Source organism: Bacillus sp. MZGC1, assembly GCF_002998605.1.
Taxonomy (GTDB): Bacteria; Bacillota; Bacilli; order Bacillales; family Bacillaceae; genus Bacillus.
The window spans coordinates 189779-214828 of the sequence record NZ_PVRE01000002.1 but is presented as its reverse complement, the minus strand read 5'-3'; the positions used below and the strand labels follow the sequence as shown (position 1 = coordinate 214828).

25 protein-coding genes are annotated in these 25050 nt (G+C 41.3%); 10 read left to right on the top strand and 15 right to left on the bottom strand.

Features of this window, described 5'->3' with window-relative positions; all coding sequences use genetic code 11:
• Positions 1-120 precede the first annotated feature (120 nt).
• The 7 genes from C6Y06_RS06250 (at position 121) to C6Y06_RS06220 (ending at position 2370) form a co-directional block, all read left to right on the top strand.
• Positions 121-282, top strand: a complete 162-nt coding sequence (locus C6Y06_RS06250) for an aspartyl-phosphate phosphatase Spo0E family protein (protein WP_012009503.1) — start codon at positions 121-123, stop codon at positions 280-282.
• Between the two features lie 127 nt (positions 283-409).
• Positions 410-631 (top strand): spore germination protein, encoded by a 222-nt coding sequence (locus C6Y06_RS06245; RefSeq protein ID WP_003211745.1) that lies wholly within the window; start codon positions 410-412, stop codon positions 629-631.
• A 14-nt stretch (positions 632-645) separates the two neighbouring features.
• Positions 646-879, top strand: a complete 234-nt coding sequence (locus C6Y06_RS06240; RefSeq protein ID WP_060595958.1) for a spore germination protein GerPB — start codon at positions 646-648, stop codon at positions 877-879.
• A 31-nt stretch (positions 880-910) separates the two neighbouring features.
• Positions 911-1525 (top strand): spore germination protein GerPC, encoded by a 615-nt coding sequence (locus C6Y06_RS06235; RefSeq protein ID WP_066031066.1) that lies wholly within the window; start codon positions 911-913, stop codon positions 1523-1525.
• Positions 1522-1698 carry a hypothetical protein gene (locus tag C6Y06_RS06230; protein WP_060595956.1) on the top strand — a complete coding sequence of 59 codons (177 nt, stop codon included), beginning with the start codon at positions 1522-1524 and terminating at the stop codon, positions 1696-1698. Before C6Y06_RS06235 ends, C6Y06_RS06230 begins: the two co-directional genes overlap by 4 nt.
• On the top strand, positions 1698-2129 hold the full coding sequence (locus tag C6Y06_RS06225) for a spore germination protein GerPE (protein WP_060595955.1): 432 nt from the start codon (positions 1698-1700) through the stop codon (positions 2127-2129). The genes C6Y06_RS06230 and C6Y06_RS06225 overlap by 1 nt, the downstream gene beginning before the upstream one ends.
• A 22-nt stretch (positions 2130-2151) precedes the next feature.
• Entirely contained in the window at positions 2152-2370 is a 219-nt protein-coding gene (locus tag C6Y06_RS06220) for a spore germination protein (protein ID WP_003211468.1), read from the top strand.
• A 46-nt stretch (positions 2371-2416) separates the two neighbouring features.
• On the opposite strand, the gene C6Y06_RS06215 is transcribed toward C6Y06_RS06220, so the two are convergent.
• Genes C6Y06_RS06215 through addB form a run of 5 tightly spaced genes read right to left on the bottom strand, consistent with a single transcriptional unit; the run spans position 2417 to position 14521 of the window.
• Positions 2417-2716 carry a hypothetical protein gene (locus C6Y06_RS06215; protein ID WP_060595954.1) on the bottom strand — a complete coding sequence of 100 codons (300 nt, stop codon included), beginning with the start codon at positions 2714-2716 and terminating at the stop codon, positions 2417-2419.
• Positions 2717-2735: 19 nt separating this feature from the next.
• Entirely contained in the window at positions 2736-6131 is a 3396-nt protein-coding gene (gene sbcC / locus C6Y06_RS06210) for an exonuclease subunit SbcC (protein ID WP_106036680.1), read from the bottom strand.
• Positions 6128-7303, bottom strand: coding sequence for an exonuclease subunit SbcD (sbcD, locus tag C6Y06_RS06205; RefSeq protein WP_060595952.1), 1176 nt, complete (start codon positions 7301-7303; stop codon positions 6128-6130). Before sbcD ends, sbcC begins: the two co-directional genes overlap by 4 nt.
• A gap of 26 nt (positions 7304-7329) precedes the next feature.
• A complete protein-coding gene (gene addA, locus C6Y06_RS06200; protein WP_106036679.1) occupies positions 7330-11034 on the bottom strand; it encodes a helicase-exonuclease AddAB subunit AddA in 3705 nt (1234 codons plus the stop codon).
• Positions 11012-14521 (bottom strand): helicase-exonuclease AddAB subunit AddB, encoded by a 3510-nt coding sequence (gene addB, locus C6Y06_RS06195; protein WP_106036678.1) that lies wholly within the window; start codon positions 14519-14521, stop codon positions 11012-11014. Before addB ends, addA begins: the two co-directional genes overlap by 23 nt.
• A gap of 167 nt (positions 14522-14688) precedes the next feature.
• Here addB and C6Y06_RS06190 point away from each other — a divergent pair, with 167 nt between their 5' ends.
• The gene (locus tag C6Y06_RS06190; RefSeq protein ID WP_034663474.1) at positions 14689-15135 is read left to right on the top strand and encodes a ferritin-like domain-containing protein; all 447 of its coding nucleotides are present in this window, start codon (positions 14689-14691) and stop codon (positions 15133-15135) included.
• Between the two features lie 196 nt (positions 15136-15331).
• On the opposite strand, the gene C6Y06_RS06185 is transcribed toward C6Y06_RS06190, so the two are convergent.
• Genes C6Y06_RS06185 through C6Y06_RS06175 form a run of 3 tightly spaced genes read right to left on the bottom strand, consistent with a single transcriptional unit; the run spans position 15332 to position 17054 of the window.
• Positions 15332-15742: a DoxX family protein gene (locus tag C6Y06_RS06185; RefSeq protein ID WP_106036677.1), complete on the bottom strand. Its 411-nt coding sequence runs from the start codon at positions 15740-15742 to the stop codon at positions 15332-15334.
• A 57-nt stretch (positions 15743-15799) separates the two neighbouring features.
• Positions 15800-16639, bottom strand: coding sequence for a M56 family metallopeptidase (locus C6Y06_RS06180; protein ID WP_060595949.1), 840 nt, complete (start codon positions 16637-16639; stop codon positions 15800-15802).
• The gene (locus tag C6Y06_RS06175) at positions 16632-17054 is read right to left on the bottom strand and encodes a BlaI/MecI/CopY family transcriptional regulator (protein ID WP_024425495.1); all 423 of its coding nucleotides are present in this window, start codon (positions 17052-17054) and stop codon (positions 16632-16634) included. The genes C6Y06_RS06180 and C6Y06_RS06175 overlap by 8 nt, the downstream gene beginning before the upstream one ends.
• A gap of 266 nt (positions 17055-17320) precedes the next feature.
• Here C6Y06_RS06175 and C6Y06_RS06170 point away from each other — a divergent pair, with 266 nt between their 5' ends.
• Complete coding sequence (locus C6Y06_RS06170; RefSeq protein ID WP_060595948.1) at positions 17321-18466, top strand: AbrB family transcriptional regulator; 1146 nt, start codon at positions 17321-17323, stop codon at positions 18464-18466.
• 34 nt (positions 18467-18500) lie between these two features.
• On the opposite strand, the gene lepB is transcribed toward C6Y06_RS06170, so the two are convergent.
• The gene (gene lepB / locus C6Y06_RS06165; protein WP_034663490.1) at positions 18501-19013 is read right to left on the bottom strand and encodes a signal peptidase I; all 513 of its coding nucleotides are present in this window, start codon (positions 19011-19013) and stop codon (positions 18501-18503) included.
• On the bottom strand, positions 19013-19630 hold the full coding sequence (locus tag C6Y06_RS06160) for a TVP38/TMEM64 family protein (protein ID WP_034663493.1): 618 nt from the start codon (positions 19628-19630) through the stop codon (positions 19013-19015). Before C6Y06_RS06160 ends, lepB begins: the two co-directional genes overlap by 1 nt.
• A 156-nt stretch (positions 19631-19786) precedes the next feature.
• On the opposite strand from C6Y06_RS06160, the gene C6Y06_RS06155 reads away from it, so the two are divergent.
• Positions 19787-20149, top strand: a complete 363-nt coding sequence (locus C6Y06_RS06155) for a YhjD family protein (protein ID WP_060595947.1) — start codon at positions 19787-19789, stop codon at positions 20147-20149.
• A gap of 68 nt (positions 20150-20217) precedes the next feature.
• Here C6Y06_RS06155 and C6Y06_RS06150 read toward each other — a convergent pair whose 3' ends face one another.
• From C6Y06_RS06150 to C6Y06_RS06130, 5 genes are all read right to left on the bottom strand, one after another.
• Positions 20218-21174 carry an LCP family protein gene (locus tag C6Y06_RS06150; RefSeq protein WP_106036676.1) on the bottom strand — a complete coding sequence of 319 codons (957 nt, stop codon included), beginning with the start codon at positions 21172-21174 and terminating at the stop codon, positions 20218-20220.
• A gap of 137 nt (positions 21175-21311) precedes the next feature.
• Entirely contained in the window at positions 21312-22256 is a 945-nt protein-coding gene (locus C6Y06_RS06145; RefSeq protein ID WP_095284990.1) for a siderophore ABC transporter substrate-binding protein, read from the bottom strand.
• A gap of 22 nt (positions 22257-22278) precedes the next feature.
• Positions 22279-23037, bottom strand: coding sequence for an iron ABC transporter ATP-binding protein (locus C6Y06_RS06140; protein ID WP_060595945.1), 759 nt, complete (start codon positions 23035-23037; stop codon positions 22279-22281).
• Entirely contained in the window at positions 23028-23978 is a 951-nt protein-coding gene (locus C6Y06_RS06135; protein WP_044140714.1) for an iron chelate uptake ABC transporter family permease subunit, read from the bottom strand. The genes C6Y06_RS06140 and C6Y06_RS06135 overlap by 10 nt, the downstream gene beginning before the upstream one ends.
• The gene (locus C6Y06_RS06130) at positions 23971-24921 is read right to left on the bottom strand and encodes an ABC transporter permease (RefSeq protein WP_066031073.1); all 951 of its coding nucleotides are present in this window, start codon (positions 24919-24921) and stop codon (positions 23971-23973) included. The genes C6Y06_RS06135 and C6Y06_RS06130 overlap by 8 nt, the downstream gene beginning before the upstream one ends.
• Between the last annotated feature and the right edge of the window lie 129 nt (positions 24922-25050).

The following is a 25050-nucleotide window of genomic DNA, read 5'->3' as shown; positions in this document are numbered from 1 at the left end:
ACGCTTTCGAATTTTGTCACTTTATTACTCATATTGACGAAACAGCTTTTTTTATAGAAAAATAGGGTATACTAACCATATCCTTCTATTATATAAAAAATGTGAGAGTTGGCGTCCGTTATGATCAATTATGAAATTGAACAAAAAAGATTACATTTAATTGAGACAGCAAAAAAATTCGGGATGAATGCCGAAGAAACCATCAGGTGCAGTCAAGAGCTTGATACACTCTTAAATAAAGGCATCAAATACACCTCGAATGAATGCTCTAAAAAAGGGTAAACCATACACCTAATTCCTCTCATCAAAAGCTTTCAAAAAGACAATCACACATTAAAAGACCCATCATAAGCTATGGTGAAACGCCCAAAAACAAAGTGCCTTATTTTTATAAAGGATGTGCACCGCTATGCCGGCTATTGTTGGAGCCTTTAAAGTAAATGCCGTCGGAACGAGCGGAGTCGTTCATGTTGGAGACTGCATCACCATTTCTCCAAATAGTCAGGTTAAAACGTTTGCTGGCGCAGGCAGTTTTAACACTGGTGATCAATTGCGCATTAGCAACTATAAAAGTGTGACAAATACGTACGACAGTGATGTCATTGATCAACCGCTTGTTGGTAACTTGTAAGGAGTGAGAATCCGTTGAACTTCTATATTAATCAAGCGATACAAATTAATTATTTGCGTGTAGAGTCTGTCAGTAACTCCTCTGTGCTGCAAATTGGGAGCGCTGGTTCAATTAAAGCTCTTTCTAATCTGTATAACACGGGCAGCTACGTAGAAGCAGCACCTGCCGCAGCAGGCACACAAGGAATTGAAGAATCCCAAGGCGCAATCACAACACCTTTTGTACCGCTTCAGTCACCAACAACTTAAGTTCATCTGCTATCCCCGGAGGTGTATGTCAATGTATGATTATCAAAGCAACGCTTCACAGGTGCATGGCATCATTCAAAAGCAAACACAACAAATTATGATGCTTGAAAAAAGGCTTAACGAGCTTCAGCAGGAAATGCAAATGATCAAAGATAAACCGACAACGACGATTGAACGGATTGATTATCAATTTGATCAACTGAAAATCGAGCGGCTTGAAGGTACACTGAATATCGGCCTCAATCCATCTGATCCAAACAGTGTTCAAAACTTTGAAGTGGGCCAAACAACAACCCCGGGTATTGGAATGATGCAGCAAGAAATGGCTGATCAATTTTTCAATCAAACACGCCAGCTTGTCGACGCATTCTTAAATGAAGAAGCGCCAGAACTTCTTGAAGAGCTAGAGCAGCGATATGAAGGGTCTCTTGATGAGAGCAACAAACACCACATCATTGAGGACATTCGCAAGCAAATTGACAGCAGAATCAAATACTATGCAGGACAGCTCCCGCACCGGGAAGATATGACCCCGCTGCAGCGTTCAGAGCAAATTGCTGAATATGTGAAGCATGATGTCAAACGAGCGATTGAGCATTTCTTAGCCCATATTCCAAATGAAACGAAAGGAGAGGAAAACGGATGAATTTCACAGTCGTCAACCGCAACATCGAGACCGGATGCATTAAAGTAGTTGGGGTTTCGTCCTCTTCCCTATTTATCATCGGGGACACAGATCATGTACAATTATCCTCCATTTTTGATACACCGCCAGAATCTCTTATCATTGGCCCGTTTGTTCCTCTGGCACCTCGATAATGATAAAGCGCACATCTCAAGTGAGTTTCACGAAGGTGAATTCTGTGGGGATTTCAAGTGTTGTTCAAATCGGTGATACGCAGGAGCTATGCCCGAAGGTTAAGGTGTTAGCTGTTCAACGAACCATTAGTTTGTTTTATGGCAATGAAGCAGAAAACTTAAATGCGAAAGAATTTGAAGTGTATTATGAGCCTATTCCATTGATGCTGCCGGAACGATCCGTCAGAACAGCATTTTACCATGAAAAGCCTGTGATTAAAGTGTCTTCAATACATGTAGAAGGGGTGTCTTCCTCCTCTGTGTTTCAAATTGGCTCTACGTGTGGAGTGAATGGCGTTGCAAGAGTGAAGCATATTCGAGAGTTATTTAGCAACGACGAAAGTCCGCCAAACTCACAAATGGACCTACCTACGCATATGATGGTGATATGACTTCGAATAAAGGATGTCGATTATGCCAGCAATTGTCGGACCCATTTACATTAACTCTATTTCTGGAGGCGTCGTAAACGTCGGTGACTCATTCTACCTGTCGCCTAAAAGTTCGTCAAAATCTGCTTTAGGCTCTGGAGCGGGAAATACCGGAGATTTCTTGATATTAAATAATGGCATTAGCGCCACCAACTATGTGGATCCTGACTTAAATGATCAGAATATGGTAGGCAATGCATAAAGCAGCTCCTCTACAGTCATTTCATTTAGAGGAGCGCTTTTTATGCTTATTTTTTTCTGCGTTGTCTCGATTTTTTTGTTTTAACCAGCTTGCTTGCCGGCTGTTTTCGAATCCATTTGATGTACGAAGCAAGCTTTTCATCCTGCCTTAGTGCATCAAGTGTGTTCAAGCGTGCGGCAAGCTCCTGGTTTGTAAAGAGTGCATGCACTTGTTTATGGCAGGGGATACACAGGAAGGCAGTCGCTAAAAAAGCCCCACCTTCTTCTCTTGGTGTTAAGTGGTGTTCTGTGAGCAGGACATTTTGTCTTCCGCACAGCTCACATAATCCAATGGTTTGCTTTGCCACCCTGTCATCACCTCAACAATTACATTAATTCCATTGAGACCGTTGTCCCTTTCCCGCTTGGATCTGCTGGATGGACAATCAGTTTCTTCGGCAGTCTCATTTTCAATTCTTCCACGTGGCTAATCACACCAACTGCTAAATTGTGAGACTGCAGTTTCTCTAATGCGGTAATGACCGTATCAAGCAAGTCTTGATCGAGCGTACCGAATCCTTCATCAAGGAAAAAGAATTGCAGCGGGAATTCACCTCTCAGCTGAATTTGTGCAGAAAGAGCAAGGGCAAGCGCCAGCGATGTCAGGAAGGTTTCCCCGCCGGACAAGCTGGACACAGGACGCCTGACACCACCATTTGCATCATCACGCATAACAAAGCCGCCTTCTGAGTCGACCTCAATCGCATATCTTTGTCTCGTCAACATACCCAAGCGGGCGGATGCATCACGACTGACACTTTCCAGCTGTTCTTCTGCTAAAAATTCAACAAACGTATTCCCTTTAAAAACGGTTTGCAGTTTATCGAGGCGATCAATTTCTTGCTGCAGTGCTTCCAAGCGTTCGTGAATACTTGCAAAGCGCTGATGATTTTCTTCAATCACACGCAGGTGTTCATGTGCGGACCCACTCATTGCTGTCGCTTCTTCCAATGCTTTTTCAGCTGCATCTTTTCTGTGCTGAATGTCAGTCCACTGCTTTTCATCCAGTGACTCTTCTTTCAGTAATTCAGAAATTCGCTTTAAGTTTGCGGCACATTCCTTTCTTTTATCCTCAAATTCCTCCATTTCCTGTTTGACCGATTGACGTACTGCCTGTTCCATTGAAGCAGACTCAATTTCCTGCGGCATATGAAAAGGAGAGGATTCTGTTTCTTTTTCCCATGCTGCTTCTGCTTCTTGTTTTCGCCGGTTCGCCTCTTGAAGCTGACGCTCACTGCTTGAAAAATGGCTTTGCGCCTCACTAAACAACTGCTGCGCGTGCTGCAATTGCTTGTACGATTGCTGTTCTTTTTCATTAAGAAGAGCAAGAGTATGTTCAACCTCAATAAGTTCATCAGAAATAGAGGCAGCTTTTAATGGATATCGGCCTAAATCTGTTTCATATTGATGGATAAGCTGATGCTGACTTTCTAGCTGATGCGCTAGTTTATCAAGTTCTTTCTCGACATTGTATATCGCTGTCTGCAGCTGCTCTTTTGCTAGCTGTTTTTCTTCCAAAAACGAAATGCTTTTCTCAATACGTTCTTTATAGCCTTCCGCTTGTTGGTCCTTTTCATCGATTTGCTTTTGCAGCTCTTGTACTTGATTCAATGTAAAATGAGGGAAGGCCTGTTCAAATTGAGTCGTTTGCTCTGAAAGCTCAGATTGAAGCTCTTTGATCAGCACCTCTAATTCTTCGATGCGCTGCTGTTCAAAAGTCATTTGCTCTTTCATCTTGCTCATCTCTGCTGCTTGATTATGCGTTTCATCCATTAAACGAGCTCGTTTACGTTCAACTTCTTGAATATCCTGCTTTATGCCTCTCCATTCTTGCATCAGATCCTGCAAAGACTGCGGATTTTGTACGGTTTCTACTGCTGCAGCTACTTCTGCTCCCGGGGCTTTCTGAGATAAGAAAGCGAATTGTTTCACTAATTGATTGGCATTCGTTTCGAGGAGCTGCTTTGCGGCATACATGTCTCTCGCATACTCCTCTGCCTGCTTGAGCTCTTTGTCCATCCGTTGAATGACTTCATCGACTTGTGCCACGGTTTCTTCATGGTCATTGGATTCCAAAGCCTTTGGATCATGATGAATTGATCCACAAACCGGACATGGCTCACCATCTACTAGCTCTGCCGCTAATTCTTTTCTTAATTCAGCCGCCCTTACAACATCACGCTGTTTTAATTTTTCGAGCTTCTGATGTTGTTCTTTTTTACTCCATTCTGTTAGAGCTCGTTCGAATTCACATACATAAAAATAGAGGTGTTCAATTGCTTGAAACGATTGGTCTATTTTTTCATGATGGTCGTTTTGCTGTTTTTGAAGCTTTTCATATGCTTCTGAAGTCTGTGAGGCTCGCTTTTTGAGCTCCTCCAGCTTTTGCTTTTCTTTTTGAATGCTGCGGTTTATTCTTTCAACATTTTCACTTAAACGTAAAGCATCCTGTACACTTTTCCGTTCTTTTACTGAGACTTGTAACTGCTCCAGCTCATGCTTCAGCTGTGTTTGTTTCGTCAGTGCACGCTCTAATAGAGATTGAAGATTGTCCGCTTCTTTTTTCTTTTGTATGAATTGCTGCGTTTTTTCATTTTTTTGCTGTTCTATTCCTGTCTTTTCCTGAAAAGCTGTCTCTTTTTTTCGTTCAATTTCCTTTAGATGAATCAGCTGCTCTTTCTTTTGGAGAAGTTCTGGCTCAGTCTCTATTTTCTTTTGCCGGGCTTGCTCATACTCATGCGTCATTTGATCATAGATCGTTCGTTGATGCAGCAGCTGCTTTTCTGCTTCCTGCTTCTCCTTTGATGCTTGAGAAAGCTGTTTTTCAGCCTTTGTTAATGCATCCGCATAGGGCTTTAGCGCCTCTGCCTGCTCTGCGATATTGAGCTTGGCCTTTTTCTCTTCCATTGATGGTGCCAGTAGATTCAGTTTGTTTTGTTCAGTCTCATAAGCTTCTTGTTCCTTTTGATACTGCCAGATCGCTTGCGCCTTTGTAAAAGCAGTGAACGCTTCGTCCCGCGCTTGTTTTTTCTCATGAAAAATGGCTTTTGCCTGCTCTGCTGCTTCCTTTGCTTTTGCCAGCGCCTCTGGGCCAGCTTCCCCTAAACCATTCAGTTCAGCCAGCAGTTCATTTTTTTGCCCATATTGATTCTGAGCTTTTGCACGCAAACGCTTGACGAGCTGATCCCCATACTTTTCCAAGTTAAACAACCGCTGAAGCATTTGACGTCTGTCTGCCCCTTTTAGGGAGAGAAATTCTGCAAATTTCCCTTGAGGTAAGACAACCGCTCGCGTAAAATCATCAATGGTTAATCCGAGTAATTCTTCTACTTTACGATTGACCTCACTCGCTTTATCTGCGAGAACGGTCTGCGTATCACCGATTTCAATCAGGCGGCATAATGTCGTTCTGACTTTCATTTCATCCGCTCGTTTGAAAGCACGTTCAACTTTATAAGAAATATGGTGTTCCTTTTGCAAAGCAAATGTAAAGGAAACCGACAGCTTTTCTTCCGCTTGGTTCAAAATACCATGTGTATTATTTAACGCACGTTCCACTTTGCCATAGAGTGCCAGGGTCATGGCGTCTAATATGGACGACTTTCCACTTCCTGTCGGTCCAAATATGCCAAACACACCTGCACCACATAATGAGCTAAAGTCAATTGTTTGTTCTTCTCTGAAGCTATGAAGTCCTTTAATGGTCAGCGTAATCGGCTTCAAGTCGCTTCCTCCTCTTGCATTTCATTGGCTAGCTCTAAAAACAGTTTGACTGTTTTTTCATCGGGTAGACCGCCACCTGTCTGGCGCTCATAAAATTTCACGAACCGCTCTTCGATTGAGAGCTTTTCCACTTGCTTTTGCTCTTCTATTTGCTGTAGTTCTTTGAACTTTGGTCGAATGTGAACAAACCCACTATGCTGCTTACGGAGCTGATGAATCTCTTCAATAGAGAGCTGGTCTGTTAAATGAATCTCTAAATCAATCCACGCCTGAAGATCACGTTTTTCATCCAGCCACTCGTGCACTTGACTCAGTCCCTCAGTCGCCTTCCATTTCACAAGTGGTTTTCCGCTTGATAAAAACACTTCTTTCCAGCTTGCCTTTTCATTAGGTTTTGCCTCTACAATTGTGACTGATTTGGCATAGCCTGATTCAGAAAAGCTATAAGCAAGAGGTGATCCAGAATACCGGGCAATCGTTTTGGCACGTTTGATCGTTTGCGGGCGGTGCAAATGACCAAGTGCAACATAGCAAGCTGCTTCTGGCAGGCTTTCAGCCGCAACGGTATATGCGCCGCCTACTTCAATCGGTCTTTCTGAATCTGTTTGACTTCCTCCTGCCACATAAATGTGGCTTGTTGCAATATTAACTGTATCCGGCTGGAATTGAGTACTTAAATGTTGAAACGCTTGTTGAATTTTTAAATTGTAATGATCACGAAGCACTTTCTCTTCAAATGTTTCAGCCAGCACCTCATTTAGTCTAGCCTCAGACGGATAAGCGAGTGCTGCAATGGATAAACGTTCACTCGAAGAAGGAACATCGACACGGATGATGTCATTTGTCGGATATCCAATTAAATGAATACCCTGATCATTTGTTAAAGGAGATGCGGCTGATAAGCGATCCGGATTATCGTGATTGCCTGAGATGACCACTACCTGCCGTTTTCCTTTATCAGATAAGGCAGATAGACTTTCATAAAAAAGCTGCTCTGCTCTAGCAGGCGGATTCACTGTATCAAAGGCATCACCGGCCATCACAATGACATCAATGTGTTCGTCTTTCACGATTTGATACAGTTCATCTAAAAACTGTGCTTGCTCATCAAGCCGGCTTCGACCTTCAAGGGTTTTCCCTAAATGCCAATCCGCTGTATGCAGAATCCTCATGTGATTCACCTCTCATTCCGATACATTTATAAAGAGATTTCTAAATTCCCATCGAAGAAATAGAGAATTTTCTCCTCTAATGTTCTGTTTGTCAAACGCTCTACTGCTTTTGCATATAACGCTATTTGGGTTTCATAGCGCTTTTTCAAGATAGGTTCAGCAGCGTCAAGTCCACCTGTATATCTGCCTTGCACTCTATCCGTTTTATAATCTAGTAAAAATAGCTTTCCATCTGTTTCAAATAAACAGTCAATCATTCCTTGAATCAGAACAGGCTCTCCCTCAGTATCAATATGACTGTATACCTCTTTAACAGGTAACACCATACTAAATGATACCTCTCGTTTTACCCAGTCCGCTTTCAGCAGTTTTTGACCAATTGAAGTAGAGAAGAAAGCAGCAATTCCTTCTTGATCAATTGACTGGACTTGCTCATCTGTTAGCAAGTCTCGCTGCTGTAAGGATTTGAGCAGGTGCCTTATACGTGATTCATCATAGGGCTCCTCAGAAGGAAGCGTGATATGCTGCATGACTGTATGCATTGCGGTGCCTTGTTCTGCGGCAGTGAGTGTTTTTTTCTTCATGAAAGCCGGCCGGTCATACAATGTTGCACGAGCTTTTCGAATAGAAGAAGGAACACTGTACTCATCCTGTATTTCTTTCATCCTTTTTATCTCGGAAACAGACTGCTTTGTGCCGACTTGCGAGGCCGCTAGATATGGATATTTCCATGAAAGTCTCTCTGCCACCTTCTCATCAGCATCACCATATCCTTCAACAGGCAGACCATCCATCAATGCTTGTACTACCTCGTCTTGCTGCTTCTTTTCAAGTGACATATCTTCCTTTAGAAGATCAGAAGCTTGCGTAAACGAGATAGTGAATGTAGACGGATGCGAAAGAACAACATCGCCTGTTTCTTCTAAAACAGATGACATCGCTTGATGACGGATAAGGGCAGGGCCAATAAAATCTAAGTATGTTTTCGATTGATAACGTTCAAAATCAGGGAGCAGCCACTCTTCTCCAGTCGCGGCATTTTGCCATTTGCTTAATGCTTTCACCTGATTTTTGACAGAGCCGACCAGAAATAATTTTTCCTTAGCCCTTGTGAGCGCCACATATAAGACCCTCAGCTCTTCAGATAATAACTCTTTTCTCATCTTTTTTTTCATCGCCACAAGCGGTAATGTCGCATAACTAATTCTCAGCTCTGGATGGATATACTTGCTTCCAAAGCCTAGCTCTTTATCAAGTAAGTAGGACTGGTTTAAGTCCATCATATTAAAGTTCCTGCCGAGTCCTGCAGTAAAGACGACTGGAAATTCTAATCCTTTACTGCTGTGGATCGTCATCATGCGCACAACGTCCTCTGTTTCACTGAACGTTTTTGCCGCACCAAGATCATCTCCACGCTCCTGCATTCTTTCAATAAAACGAAGGAATCGAAATAGCCCTCTAAAGGCAGCTTTTTCATATTGCTTGGCTCGATCATAAAGGGCACGAAGATTCGCCTGCCGCTGCTTACCTCCAGGCATCCCGCCAACATAATCAAGATACTGCGTATCTCGGTATACTTCCCAAATTAATTCTGCCACCGAATGATTGATGGAGAAATCACGCCACTTACGCAGCAATTGGAAAAATCGCTCTAATTTTTTGCATGTAGGGTGATCAGAATGCGTCACACTCATGAATGCCTTTACAGCATCATAATAAGTGCCTTTTTTATCACTCGTTCGAATAAGTGCCATTTCATTTTCATCTAAATGAACAATAGGTGATCTTAAAACAGCTGCAAGCGGAATATCCTGATATGGATTATCAATGACTTTTAACAAAGAAAGAATGACAGACACCTCTGTTGCTTCAAAATAACCAGAGGAAAGATTCGCATATACTGGGATTCCCTGCTTCTTTAATTCTTCCATCATTTGCGGGGCCCACGGCATAGACCGAAGCAAAATGACAATGTCACGATACTGCAAGTTACGGGTCATTTGCTGTTTTGCATCGTACACTTGAAATGGCTGCTCCACCAATTCTCTTATTTTTTTAGCAATGATTCTCGCTTCAAATTGGACGGTCTCAAGTTCTTCTCGCTCTTCGCCGGTTTCTGCTTCCTGCTGATCTAAGTGGACAAGGAGCATTTCTGTCGTTGTATCTTTGCTTTCTGGATAACTCGCTCCAAGCTTTAATTCAGCTTGTTCATCATATTCAATTTCTCCAACTGTTTCCCCCATCAGCTGCTTGAACAAAAAGTTCGTACTATCTAAAACATCTGAACGGCTTCGGAAGTTTTTATTTAAATCAATTCTCTTCCCTGTTTCTTTGCCGTCTGGTTGAAAGTGTTTATATTTGTTTAAAAAGAGCATGGGCTCAGCCAGTCTAAAACGATAAATGGACTGCTTTACATCACCAACCATAAACAGATTGCCCTCTGCAGAATGTTCCCCTTTAGACACAAGCTTTAAAATCGTTTCTTGTACGAGGTTTGTATCCTGGTATTCATCAACGAGCACTTCTTCAAACTGCTGTTGATAGTACTTGGCAGCTTCTGTTTCGATCAAATGTCCTTCTGCATCCTGCTCCGCTAAAATGCGTAAGCAATAGTGCTCTAAATCCGAAAAGTCGACAATTGACTTTTCCTGCTTCGCTCTCTCGAAACGCACACCAAATTGGATCACAAGCTCTACAAGCGTCTCCACAACTGGCTTCATTTCAGCTAAGCTTTTTAAATGCTGGGCAGGACTGCGCATAAAGTATTCATCTTTTAGCTTTTCTAGTTGTTTTTTTGCTTGATTACGTGCATCTGTGGCCTTTTCTAACAAAACAGGGTCATATTCATCCCCTTTGCACGTTTTGAGCCTTTTAAAATTGACGTTCGGCAAAAGCTCGTAAAGCTCCTCAAAATCATCTTGATGACAGATTAATTCATTGACTTGCTCTAAATCATCTATAAAATTCGCTGCTCTCGGTGCTGGGCCGCCCGGCTCTTTTGATAGCGAAAGAGCTCGTTCAAGCAGCTCCTGGCAGCTCCGGAGAACGAGAGAAAGATCTTCTTTGATATATGGATAAAACGGTAATTCTTCTACTTTTGTTTGTGCATCTACATCATAAAGTGAAAGGAATGCCCTCATCCATTGCTCAGGTAAAGGATGAGACCTAGAAAACTCATAAATTCTCTTCACAAGCCATTGCAAATCTAAGTCATGGCGGTCAGAAGTGTAACGATCAACCAGTTCAAAGAATGATGGCTTTCCAGCCTTATATTCATCCTCGAACAGTTCATCTAACACTTCATCTCCTAATAATTCTCCTTCTGTTTGATCTGCCAAACGAAAGCCTGGGTCAAGATCAATTTCATAGTAAAAGGTGCGCAAAACCTGCAAGCAAAAGGAGTGCAAGGTAGAAATATTGGCACGATTCATGAGGGACAGCTGCCTTCTCATATGAAGGGACCCAGGGTTTTTGGCTAATTCTTTTTCAAGTGCTTCTGTAATCCGATGCTTCATCTCTGCCGCAGATGCATTTGTGAAAGTCACAACGAGCAGACGGTCCACATCAACTGGATGTTCAGGCCGGGTCATTTTTCGAATCAGCCGTTCAACCAAAACAGCTGTTTTTCCTGACCCTGCCGCCGCCGCAACCAAGATATCTTGTCCTTCTGAAACGATGGCTTCCCATTGGTCATCCGTCCACGTACTGTTATTCGGTTTTGGTATTTGCATACTGATCCCCTTCTTTTTTGATCCGGTCTATCACAACATCATCTTTCTCAGAGGTGAGCACCCTAAAATCATTATCCTCTATTGATTCATCGAATTGGCAAATAGACTTGAATGAACAAAAGCGGCAAGGTGTTTGATCCTTCAATTTATATGGATTAATTGCGACCTCTCCATTTGTAATTCTTTCGCCTGCTTCTTCAAATGTGCGCCGAACGTGTTGTGTGAGTATATGGAAATGATCTTCACTTAAAACTGCAGAGTCAGAACGGAAAGACCCATCCTTTTTCAAGCCGGCTTGAATGACTTGTGATCTACCTGAATCAAGCGTTTGATCCATGAGCTTTACTGCTTCTACATCTTCAAGCAATAAACCCTTCATTTTAAATTTCTTGAATATTTCCTGCTCAATGTCATCCTCTGCAAGCGGAATAGGTGCTTGAATAAGCGGATCATGGATATGGAAATATAAAATGCCAGCAGGCGTCGCTTCAACCCCGAGCCACTCTTTCGAATACGTAATGGTCAGGTCTAAGTAAGTGAGCATTTGCAAGGCCAGCCCATAGTATACTTCTGCTAAGTCAAGACCTTTCTCACTGGATTTGTAGTCGACTATTCTCAAGAGCAGCCCTTTTGAACCTTCTGCTTTATCTACCCGGTCAATTCTTCCGACAAGCTCCATCGTGCAGCCATTCTTTAATTGAAAAGTAAACGGCGGCAATGGCCCTTGCCCCCCAAAACCTAACTCTAACCCTACTGGAGAAAATCCACTCACTTTGGCATGTTCACTTAATATAGAAGAGACTCGAATCAAGATTTTCTGGAGCTTTTCTTTAATATAAGCATGCCGATTAGAGCTTAATAGAATTTCCTTTTGAAGACGCGGAGCAAGCTGTTCAATCGCATGTTTTGAATAAGTGACACAATCTTCCTTCGTTAGGTTTTTCCAATCCTTTTTTTGTTCAACAAGCGTATCTGAAATATGTTTTAAAGCCGAGTGGAACAACTGGCCGATATCAGGTGCTTCCAATTTGTAAAATTGTCGATCCTTTAGTTTTAACCCATGGGAAGCAAAGTGAGAAAATGCACACGCATTGAATTTCTCCATTCTTGAAACACTGCCCTGAATATGATCACCATAAAGCTCTTTTGTGACATTAGGCTTTAATGGCTTCGCTCGATTTGTAAAAAACAAACTTGACATGATGTTTTTTGATACATCCCGATGAGGAGATGTCATTAAGTAGTTATAGACACTCCACCATACACCACTAATGGGATATTGATTGAGCCATTGCTGCAACTGTGAAACGGTATACGATAACGAAACATGCTCATTCGCTACAAATTTTAATTGCTCCTCGTCATCCAGTTGTTCTGGATCTAACACATAAAGAGCCTGCTGGTGATTTGGCATAAGCTCTTGGCAATACTTGATAAGTGTCGAAGGCAAAAGAGAACGTCCTTCTGCATCAGCAGCCGAATAGGATAGATACAAATGACGTGATGGACTCGATAACGCTTGGTAAATTAAAAATTGCTCATCTAGCAGCCGTTCCTTTCCTGTCTCTGCCAGCTCTGCTCCTGCTCGTTTTAACCATTCACGGTCATCCTCAGACAATACACTCTCATCAGAGGGGCGTGCGGGAATAACGCCATCATTTACACCAACGATAAACGTACACTTCACTTGATACATTCTCGATAAATCCATACTTCCAATAAATACTTGGTCGAGTGAAGGCGGAATCAAAGCGAATTTTAGAGAAGCTAATCCTGTATCCATCATTTGTTGGAATAAAGGAAATGAGAGCTCTTCTTCACCTAGCATTTCAACAAATTCATCCATTAATTGAATAACCGCATCCCATACTTGTCCGTGCTGCATTGCTTCAGCTAATCTACCTGCTTCTTCAGCGTCAAGCCTCGCTTTTTCAAGCTTATCTGGTACTTGTATCTCTTCTAAAAAGACATAGACAGCCTCTACCATGTCTTTTACCTTTTGCGCTTTTTTGAGCCTTTTCTGCAACTGGTAAAGCGGGGGCACGATCCATTCTTTGACGTCATTTAGCATTTGTTCCATTTCAATTTCTTGATCTGTTTGTCCAAAATCCTCATCTAATGATTGGAAGCGCCTGTAATGAAACCGGGAACCGTTTGTCCAGCGTTCTCCTTTTACACCATAAGCAATACAATAGTTTTCGAGCTGATCTGCCTGCTCTCTCGCTTTGTTCTTAGCGAGTTCAAGCGGAAATAAGAACTCTGTTTTCACGCAGCGAAATACCGCTTCATACCGCCAGTTTCCCTTTATGACATCCAAGCTCGAACGAATCAATTCAATGAGCGGATGATACTGCATCGATTCATTTCCATCAATAAAAAAAGGAATATCGTAATCTCGAAAAACCTCTTTTAATGTGTCTTTATAGTCGTCTACATGTCGTGCAACAATCGAGATATCTCTCAATCTAAGTCCTTTTTCTCTCACTAAATCAAGTATATCTCTCGCTACACCCTCAATTTCAGCTCGTTTATTTGCACTTTTAGACACTGTGAGATGAGGGGTGTTTTCCTGATATGGCTGCACTGGTCTCTGCTCATATTGGTGTTCTAAATAAGCAAGATCTGGTGTATAAATGTGTCGTTTATTTCTTTCCAAAACGTTTTCAGAAATGTCAGCTCCGCACTCTCTAGCAAGCTGATAGAGCTGGAAATACGTTTTCCCTGTCATACGAAATAAATCAAGTTCATTTGGCTGCCTATCATGATAGGAGCGATCCACTGTGAAAGCAGCAGTTATTTTTGCTGCATGCAGCAGGAGCTGTTCAATGACAAGAAGCTGCTGCGGTGTAAATTGATAAAAACCATCTATATAAATGTGTGCTCCTTTTATTTCTTCAGATGAAGGAATTTGCTGCGTGAGAAGTGTCAAATAGTCTTCTGAGTGCACATATTCATCTTGTAAATGCTGCTCCATCTGCTGATAAAGAACATGCAGATCATGCAATTTTTCGGCTGCCCGTCTTTCTTCTGTATACTCTGAATACATGCTCGACATTGAAATTTTTTCAATATCCTCCGGCAACATACAATACCTTTTGAATTCAGCCATCGTCTTTTCAATTTGCTCCACAAATCCCGGCTTATCACTCGCTTTTTTGAACACTTTAAACTTTTCTTTCTGCTCTTCAATCACTTTTCTTAAAAGCATTTGAATTCCTGTGCTTGTCACAAATTGCCGGTTCGCTCCGCCAGTCTGCTGTAAAATAGACCAAGCAAGACGTGTGAAACTAAATACTTTGGCCCTGATCATTCCGCCAGCTTCAGACGTTTTTGCAAGCTCATATTCCATTAAAAATGTCATTTGATCCGGGACTAAAAAAATGATTGGCGGACCCAACGGATCAAGCCGAAGCTGTTCTTTGATTTCCTCTAAGATTGCAGTCGTTTTTCCACTCCCCGATCTGCCTGCTAAAAACTGAATCTCCACGTTCCACAACACCTTTCTTATGTACTCATATTCTAGCGAAAATAAAGGGAAATAGCTATTTTCCTATCACGTTCCCGTTCTCCTATCTGATTGAAATAACATAGGCACCTTTCCTCACTCTTTTCATATCATAAACCATCATGAACAAAAAGGAGGCTGGCAATATCATGTATTACGATTACTATGACTACTCGCCATATGACATGCGCCAAAACACAAGGATCATTTCAGACCTTGAGAAGGCGATCAATGGTGAATATTCTGCGATCCAATGCTACGAAAAACTTGCCCAAAAAGCAAAAAACCCTGAGGCGAAAAAGGTCATTCAAGAAATACGTCAGGATGAAGTCAGACACTATCAACTATTTTCAAAGCTATATTATTCTTTAACAGGTAGAAACCACAAACCAAGCGTAACAGAACCTTGTCCAGAACAATTCAGAGAAGGACTTATGTTTGCCTTTAAAGATGAACAAAAAACGGTCGATTTTTACTTAAGCGTATCAGACTATGTCCGTGACCAAGGAACAAAAGAGCTAATGAAACGTATCGCTCAAGATGAACAGCAGCATGCTGTATGGTTTTTATACCTTTTAACGCACCATGTGTCTTAGATAGTCCTATTTTAATAGGAGATCGTATGTTCCGTCAAAAAATGAAATCGATTTTTCGTTCCTTCAATATGTCAAAGTTAGCGCTAAATGCAGCAAAGTCTCACATCCCTTCCTCATTTTCAAACGAGAAAATGAGAATTTGACCATTAAAAAAACTCCTCTGCCACAAATGCAGAAGGAGTTTTTTCACGATCTTTTAATGAAATTTTGCTTCATTGCTTTGCTGCTGATGCTTGAGAACCCCATCAATTGACAACAGCTTACTGCCGCTAAGTGTTAAATAAAGCGCCATGACGAGCAGCGAAAGTTCAAATTCATAACCGCCAACAAATCCTTTAGAAAAACCAACAGTAATAATCGCTACAGCCATAATTGGTAAAAATAATGCTGCGAAAATACGTGTTCCTAGACCTAAAATCAAAGCGATACCCCCGACTAGCTCAATTGTCTTGACAATATAGGCCATAAATTCGGGTAAACCGATTTGCCCAAAGAATGCTGCTGTTCCTCCCAGTCCTCCTTGATATGCCTGAAGTCCATGTAAAAAGAAAATAATACCTAAAATAACGCGTACAAAAAGTGTTCCTATTTCTTGATTCGTTTTCATATAGTGAATTCCTCCTGTTTTTACACTACATAATGTAATGTTAATAAGTAAAAAAAATTAGTAATTTAAGTTGAGCATAATCATTAAGACCACCATCAGAATGGCTGATGTGACAATTGGAATAATTGGTACATTAAAAGGAATATTGTAAGTTGGATTTAAGATTTTTTGTATTCTTAAATTCAATGCCCGATCTCCAAAGGACACCGCAAACTTTGTTTGTTTTTGAAACTGGGTTTTCTTTTTAATCAGTTTCAAAAGGGCCTGCCCTACTCCAAGCTCAGTACCTGTCTGCTGAATGGCATAGTCATCTGCAATCACTTCGCGAAAAACAGAGTAGCTTTGTCTCATATGCTTTAACACTGGAATGTACCAAATGACTTTTGTGAGCATTGAGAACATGAAAGCTTTTAAGGGATCATAGCTGTATTTGTGATGCAATTCATGATGAACAACAGCGTCAATTTCCTCTTTATCCAGCATGTCCATGAGGGCTGTTGATAAATAAACCTTTGGGTGAAGCATCCCCATTGCAAAGGCAAGCGGTTCTTGACAGTGAAACACAATGATATCGTTTTGATATTTCTCTGACAGAGATTCGGTTGACTGTTGTTCGACTGCCAACATCATATGTCGTTTGAATTGAATGTACTTGCTGATTTGCTTTGCCATATAGAAAATTGCAAATCCCAATGTGTAGAGGACTAAGGCATCTAGAAAATACTTTAAAGGAGTGAATCCATAAAATTCGAGCACGGACTGGCATACATGGATCAGGTTATATGCTTGGTTCCAGCCAAAAAAGCTTGAAAGCACGTAATACCCCATCTGATAAAAAATGGCTAAACCAATCAATATACCGCCTAAAAACAGCAGACTCGACTTCATTTTATTCATTTTGCTGCTCCTCTTTTTTAGATGCTAGCCTTGCTTCTAGAACTTTGAGTAATTCAGGATCAGCACTTTCAATCGCATCCACCATATGATTCACTGCCAATGGACCGAAATCGTCCATCAATCCTTGCGTAATCCATTTTGTTTGCTCATTTAGAAATTCTTCTTTTGTTAAAATGGGATTATAAATAGATGAGCGCCCTTTTGTTTTTTTCTCCACAATTCCTTTTTCGGTTAAGCGGTTCAGCACAGTCATCACCGTGTTGAAATTAATCGGCTTTTCATCTGACAGCTTCTGCTGCACCTCTTTAATCGGCATATCCTCACCTTGATAAAGGATCTCCATAATTCTTCCCTCTAAAGGACCAAAAAAACGATTCAATCCCTTTTCATTATATTTAAAAGAAGGAATTTTCATGTTATCACCCCACACTAAGCATTGTAGTGTAATTGAAAATGATAGTCAACTGATAAGATAAATAGGGGAAAATCGTTGTATATTGACTTTGCTTTTGGTAAAAATTATTTCTTTCTTTATAAGAATTTGCTAACCATTTATTGATAAGATAATCTTATGAAAATGGTAAAAAAAATCGTATTTTATTTATAGAGACTTTTGTATTATAGTGAAGATAACAACATTTCACTTACTGAACAAACATATAGGAAGAAGGTTTACATGTGATGAAACAAGGAAACAGCCTTCGAACCGATCTCATTCTGATTGCGATAAGCGGTTTAGGTGGATTTCTTTTGTCTTTAACAGGAATGTCTATTGGCTGGATGGTTGGTACATTAATCACAGCAGCTTTTATTGCCATGCGCCGCCCCACCCTGTTTCAGCGTAAAGGAACCAGCACCTTACGTATTCACAGCAGATGGCTGCTCCTTGGTCAATTCATTCTCGGAATCGAACTCGGACAGAAAATGAATATGAAGGTCCTTCACATTTTCGCTGAAAATTGGCTCCCTGTGAGTTTCATGCTCGTCTTTTCTATTCTACTGGCGATGCTCTCAGGCTTTGTCTTATGGAAGCTGAGCAAAACAGATATGCTGACAAGCTTTGTCGGAACTGCCCCCGGCGGTTTATCCGCTATGCCGGGGATTGCCCAAGAGGTGGGAGCAAATACAGCTGTTGTGAGTCTCGTGCAAACGATACGTGTATTAATGGTTGTACTCACTATCCCTTTTACAGTGTTTTATTTAAATACAAAAAACGAAGCGGATGCGGTTGTAGCTACGCAAGGAAGTGCCTTCTCTTCGGGCGTTTTCACCCTGTCAAACATCTCTTGGACCGCTGCACTTATTTTAGGTGCCTGGCTCATGTCACGCCTGGCAGTTCGTCTTCATTTCCCTGCCCCTTGGCTGATCGGCAGCATGCTAGGCGTCGCAGCTCTTCAAGTTGGTGCGGGCGCACTCATAGGTTATGATTTGATTCCTTATTGGCCGGCACAAGCGAACATTGCGTCTCAAGTATTTCTAGGTGCAACCATCGGATCAAAAATGAATAAACAGATGTTTGTTGGACTAAAAAACACTCTCATTGTGGCTGTCGTCAGCTCAGCCGGGCTAATTGCTGCGACTGTCCTCAGCTCTATTGCCATTGCTGAGATTACAGGCATTTCTGTCATTACAGCCATTCTTGCCTTTTCGCCTGGCGGTATTGCAGAGATGGCAACAACAGCGGTCACACTTCACGAGGATTCTACCTTTGTTGTGGCTGTACAAGTCGTCAGAATTATTCTCGTCATTGCAATGCTGCCACCGTTTTTCCGGTTCTTACATCATGTCTGGGCAAAAAGGCAGCCTGATTATAAAGCCGCAAAATAAAAAAGAGACGCTTTGCATATGCAGAGCGCCTTTTTTATTCGCTGGTATTCCTTTTGACACCGACGACTTGATCCTTTGAAATGGTGCCAAAATGCCGGCTGTCAAAGCTATGTATTCGGTTATCTCCAACCACAAAGTAATGATTGTTTTTGATTTTATCGTCTCCTGTGATGGCTTTCAGCTGAAAATCTCCTGTCAGGACGTTCCCCATTTTATGTTTTTTCTGCTCTTTTAAATAAGGTTCCTTCTTTTTTTCACCATCGACAAATAACTGATCATCTTCATACTTGATCGTTTCTCCTGGGAGTCCAATGACCCGTTTGATCAAGATTTGATTTTTAGGTCCGTGAAATAACACATAATCAAACCGGCTAATTTTCGTGAGTTTTGGCGAGAACTTATTGATTAATAATTCTGTTCCATCTGTAAAAGTTGGGTCCATACTAACCCCTTCTACTTTGTACGTGACAAACATGAAATTCTTTACTTGGAACAATAAGACGATGCCTGTAATAATCATCAACCATAGCAATGGCTTCTTTTTCATTAAGAGCCTCCTTTGTCCTCACGCTTGCTCATTCGAATGTTCAACCTATTTTCTACTCTCTTTCCAACATACCATAATAACGCGATAACTAGAACCGCAAAAACACTTCTTAACGGATTCTTAACTAAAGCAGAAAGATCATAGCCAATAAAACTAATGATAAAAAGCATGACACACTTGCCAGATAAAGCAGCTAATGAGAATTGCCAAAAGCTAATTCTTGATAAACCCGCTACAACATTGACAGCAGCAGAGGGCGTGAAAGGAAAGCAAAGTAAAATAAATAACGGACCAAACCCTCGCTTCTCCACCCAAAGCATCAATTTTTTAATGGAAGGATGCCTACTGATAAAGTTGAGCATTCTCATCTGTCCAAATTTTCTGATCAGCAAAAAGACAAGAATAGACCCTGCACTTGCGCCAATCCAGGTCAATAAAAAGCCTTCCCAAAGGCCAAATGCATTTGCATTCGCTACAGCAAACGCAACGAGTGGTAAAAACGGAAGAAATGCTTCTATTAAGGGTAGCAATATGGCCACAATCGGTCCAAAGGCCTTGTAGCTTTCAAAAAATGATGTGATATTTTCATGAGTAAATAGGGAAAGAAATGATGTCAACTTCTTTGACTCCTTCAAGGTTTGTCTACTTTTCATTTTACATGGAAAACATAAAAATATACAAATGAATCCCCCCTGCCCCCTTGAGATTGGTTGACTCATCCGATATAATAAATAAGAACAGGTGTTCCATAAATAAAGAAAGCAGGCTTGGACATGACGAGACTATCAAGAATACAGCTTCAGATGATGGAACAGGCCATCTTTCTTCCAATGGTCATCTCCATCCTCAATCGTGATTTGACTCACTTAAAACAACATCAAACATTTAAACTAAATGAACCATACATTCAGCTTGTGACCTCTGCCTTAAAGGAAGCACAGAAAGCACTTTATGAACTGAAGCAGCATTTACGTAAAGAAAAAATGAAGGTACAGCAAATTGAACACGATGAAGGATTTACAACTTATCTATTTATCATAGATGGCTATGAAGAAAAGCATAAATACTTTAATCCACGTATACGCCACCGGGTAGAGGAACTGCTGACTCAGTATTTTCTTCATCAAGCGAACTGAATTTGCTTCATTGTCGCGCTTACCCATTCAAAGCAAAAAGCCTGCCACAGCGGCAGGCTCCTACTTATTTATGATAATTCAAGCTGTTCTCTCAGCTCTGTTCTCACTTCGTCTAATCCAGCGCCATCTAACTCAAAGTAATACACATTCCCAGGCTGATAATCATGGCCCTTCAGCTGAATGGTATCCACTGATTTCAATGAGCTCAATAACGGGAAAAGACCGATAAACTGCTTCATGGACAGATTGGTTGAAACATTATCACCAAGTGTATCAATGATGTTGTCATATGACGGGATCGAAGAAATGGATTTAGATTTTTCAAAGATGGCTTGAAGTGCTTCCATTTGGCGCTTTCCGCGCATGAGGTCACTGTCTGCCTTTCTCGTTCTCACAAAGGCTAATGCTTCTTCACCATTTAATGTATGGGCGCCTGTCTGCACATGAACTTTTCCCTTTGAATCCTTTTCCATTTGTTTTGCGATACCTTCATCTTCAATCGTGACGTCAATTCCATTTAACTCATCCACAATGTCTTGAAACGCCTTAAAGTTCCCTGAAATCACATAATCTACAGGAATGTTCAGCAAGTTTTCGACCGTTTTGACTGACAAATCTGCACTCCCAAACGCATGGGCGTGGGCGATTTTATCATATCCTCTTCCCGGTATATCAACATAAGAATCACGAGGAATACTGAGGAGCTTGATGGTTTTCTCTGTTCGGTTCACCGCCGCCAGTAAGACCGCATCACTTCTTGCTTCGTCTACCGTTTCACCTGGACGGCTGTCAATTCCAAGCAAGAGCACCGAGAAGCTGTCTTTTCCTGGATCAAAAGCTTTCACACGCTTTTGCGAGGTGTCTCCTCTTTCTAATGACACTTGCGCCTTATCCGACGCTTTTGAAATTTTATAGTAAGCATATCCTGTCACGGACACTGCCATCACCATGACAAAAGCCATGATAAACAGCACGGCTTTCACCCAAGGTCTCAGCCTTCTTTTTGATCTTGTTTTTTCCTTCATCCTTTCCGAACCCTCACTCTATCTTAGTCTATCAATGTAGGTTCCACTATAACATATTTTGATGAAAGTTTCCTGCACGCAACATATTTTTATGAATACAATAAAAAAGCCACTCAGTATGAGCAGCTTTTCTTCCATTATTTTTGGTCAATTCCTTGTTTTACTTCATCAATCATGGCAGTCAATGATTCAAGGCCGCCGCCAGATAAATACCACATGTCAGAGTTCAAATACACCACATGGTTGTTTTTGACCGCTTTGACTGATTTCACATAATCATTTTCAACAAGCTGTTTCGCAGAAGTTTCTTCTCCGATCGCTGCGCCTCGATCAATGACAAATAAGTAATCCGGATTCGTTTTGACCATGTACTCATATGAAATGCTTTGTCCGTGTTTGTCAGATGGCTCAAGCTTTTGATCTGCCGGCGTGATACCAAACACATCATGGATGAGTCCGTATCTTGACTTAGCACCAAAGGCTGTCATTTTACTGTCGTTGGCCATGATCATTAAACCATTCTGTTTCAACTCTTTTGCCTGTTTCTTTAATGCATCTACTTTTTGATCAATGGCTGCTAGTTCTTTTTTGACTTCGTCTTCCTTATCAAAAATTTCCCCTAACGTCGTGGCATTCTTTTTAAATGATTCCATATAGTTGGCAGTGTCTACATCCATCAAAATCGTAGGAGCAATTTTAGAAAATTCATCGAATGCATCTGATTGACGGTTCTGGATAATGATCAAATCAGGATCTAACTCTGCAATTTTTTCGAAGTTCGGCTCTTTTAAACCGCCGACATTCTCATATTTGTCACCTTCATATTTGGATAAATATTTAGGCACGACTTGTTTTGGTAAAGCTGTCACATCCACACCTAGTTTGTCCAGCGTATCAAGACTTCCCATATCAAACACGACGACTTTTTTCGGGTTTTTCTTGATCTTCACGCCGTCTTTATTGAGCATGTCTTTTACCGTGACGGTTTCCTCTTTTGTTCCTTCTGTTTTTCCTTGGTTCCCGCAGGCAGCGAGTACAACAATCGCTGTTAATACAGTCATCATCCAAATCCATTTTTTCATACTTGATCACCTCTTCATTTTTTCAAGAAAAATATAAGCAAATACGCTCACCGTGAATGACTTCAATCGGTATGCGCATGTCATAAATTTGTTCAAGTGCATCTGTTTGAATCACTTCTTCTACTCCGCCTTCTTTGATCACCTGTCCATCTTTTAAAGCGACGATATGATCGGAATACACAGATGCAAAGTTAATATCATGGAGAACCACAACAATTGTTTTCCCAAGATCTTTGACGAGCTGCTTAAATAGCTTCATCATCTCAACAGAATGATTCATATCCAAGTTGTTTAAAGGCTCATCTAAGAAAATATAATCCGTATCCTGAGCCAGCACCATCGCAATAAAGGCTCTTTGCCTTTGTCCGCCGCTCAGTTCATCTACATATTGATGCTGGATATCGGCAAGCCTCATGTATTGAAGAGACACATCGATCATCTTCTCATCTTCTTTTGTCAGCTGGCCCTGTGAGTAAGGAAAACGGCCAAAGCTGACAAGCTCCCGTACGGTCAGGCGCACACTCATGTGATTGGCCTGCTTTAAAATGCTCATCTTTTTCGCTAGCTCCTGCGGAGGATACGCGCTATATGGTTTGTCCTGTAAATAAGCTGCACCTGTGTCTGGCTGAATCAAGCGGCTCATGATGGACAAAAGCGTGCTCTTACCCGCACCATTTGGACCAATGAGAGAGGTCAGCTGTCCTTTTTTCACACTGACAGTTGTTTTGTGAAGCACTGTTTTTCCGTTATATGTCTTACTGACTCCCTTCATTACGACCATGAACGACTCTCCTTTAAAAGTAAGTAAATAAAATACAATCCGCCTACTAAATCAATCAGGACACTCAGCGGCGTTTGAAAAGTAAATACCTTTTCTACAAGAAACTCCCCGCCTACAAGGGCAATCACACTGATGAAAAAAGAGCCTAGCAGCAAGTATGTATGCCGGTACGTCCGAAAGAGCTCTCGTGCGACGTTCACGACGAGTAAGCCAAGGAACGTAATCGGTCCGACAAGTGCTGTTGCGATGGACACAAGAACGGCTATCACGATCAGCATCTTTTTTGTGATGCTGTCATAGTCAATTCCCAGATTCACCGCATGCTCCTTCCCAAGTGACATGACATCTAATTTGGAGCGGAATGTCCAAATGTAAAGGCACAGCGCCGCAAATAAAACAGAAGCAATGAGTAAGATATCTGTGTTCATGTGATTAAAGCTTGCAAAGGATTTATCTTGTACGACCTGGTATTCATTTGGATCAATCAGCATTTCCATAAAAGAAGAAAGGCTTTTGAACAATGTCCCAAAGACAATACCAACAAGCAGAAGCAAGAAAATGTGTTTATTTTTGCGTTTGAACATCACCGTATATAACAGCACAGAAAATAGAATCATCAGCCCAACGCAAAGGAAAAAATTCAGGTTTTTATTGACGATCATAAAATTGGTCGAGCCAAACAGATAAATAATCGCTGTTTGCAAAAACAAGTACAGTGCGTCTAAACCTAGTATGCTCGGCGTTAAGATTCGATTGTTGGTCAAGGTTTGGAAGACAACAGATGAAAAGGCAATCGCGCCTCCCGTCAATGTCATCGCCAGCACTTTCTTTAAACGACTTGGCACTGTGTACGGCCAGTACCCCATTTGAAAGGTAATGAAAATCACGATCAGCACGGCTGCAATGGCTGCAATCAGGCATAATGTACGTTTCTTATGCATAGCGTTTCCTCCTTAATAACATGTACAGGAAGATCGCACTTCCGACGATGCCTACCATGAGCCCAACTGAAATTTCATATGGATAAATGATCACCCTTCCGAGCACATCACAAATCAGAACAAAAATGGCTCCTAGTAAGGCTGTATGCGGAAGGCTCTTTTTCAAGTGATCGCCGCGGTAGATCGATACAATATTCGGAATGATTAAGCCTAGGAATGGCAACATTCCGACAGTTAATATGGTGACAGATGTAATCATCGAAACGATCACCAAACCAACCGCCATCACACGTTTATACGTTAAACCTAAGTTGATGGCAAAGCTCTCACCCATACCCGCCACTGTAAAGCGGTCAGCATATAAATACGCGATGATCAATAGTGGAACACTCACATAGAGCAGTTCATAACGCCCCTGAACAATAAGAGAAAAATCCCCTTGAAGCCATGCAGATACGTTTTGGATCAGATCATATTTATAGGCTATAAACGTAGATATTGAACTGACAATCCCGCCAAACATTAAGCCGACTAACGGTACATAGATCGTATCGTTCACCTTAATATGCCGCAGGATTTTTAAGAAAAGAAGATTCCCAGCTAAAGTAAATAGAAACGCGATTCCCATTTTCATGAGCGGGCTCGCATGTGTAAAAACAAGCATTGCTGCTAAAATACCAAGCTTCGCCCAATCCATCGTTCCTGCAGTGGTTGGTGAAACAAATTTATTCCTCGTCATGCTTTGCATAATAAAGCCGCATAAACTAAGGCTCATGCCAGCAAGCACAATACTCATGAGACGCGGGATGCGACTTGAAACTAACGTATGTAATTGTTCATCTGTTAAATGAAACATCTGTAAAATGGACAGATCCTGTACACCGACAAACAGTGATACACATGCCAAACATACAAATAATAAACTTAATTGATACAACTTCATACTGGTTTCTCTCTTTCTATCAAGCTCTTTCCGCTAAAAATGATTATCATTATCAATTAAGCGACAGTTCATATATTATCATATCTAGTAAAATATTCAATAGCAGATTGAGAAAGACGGAAACTCATG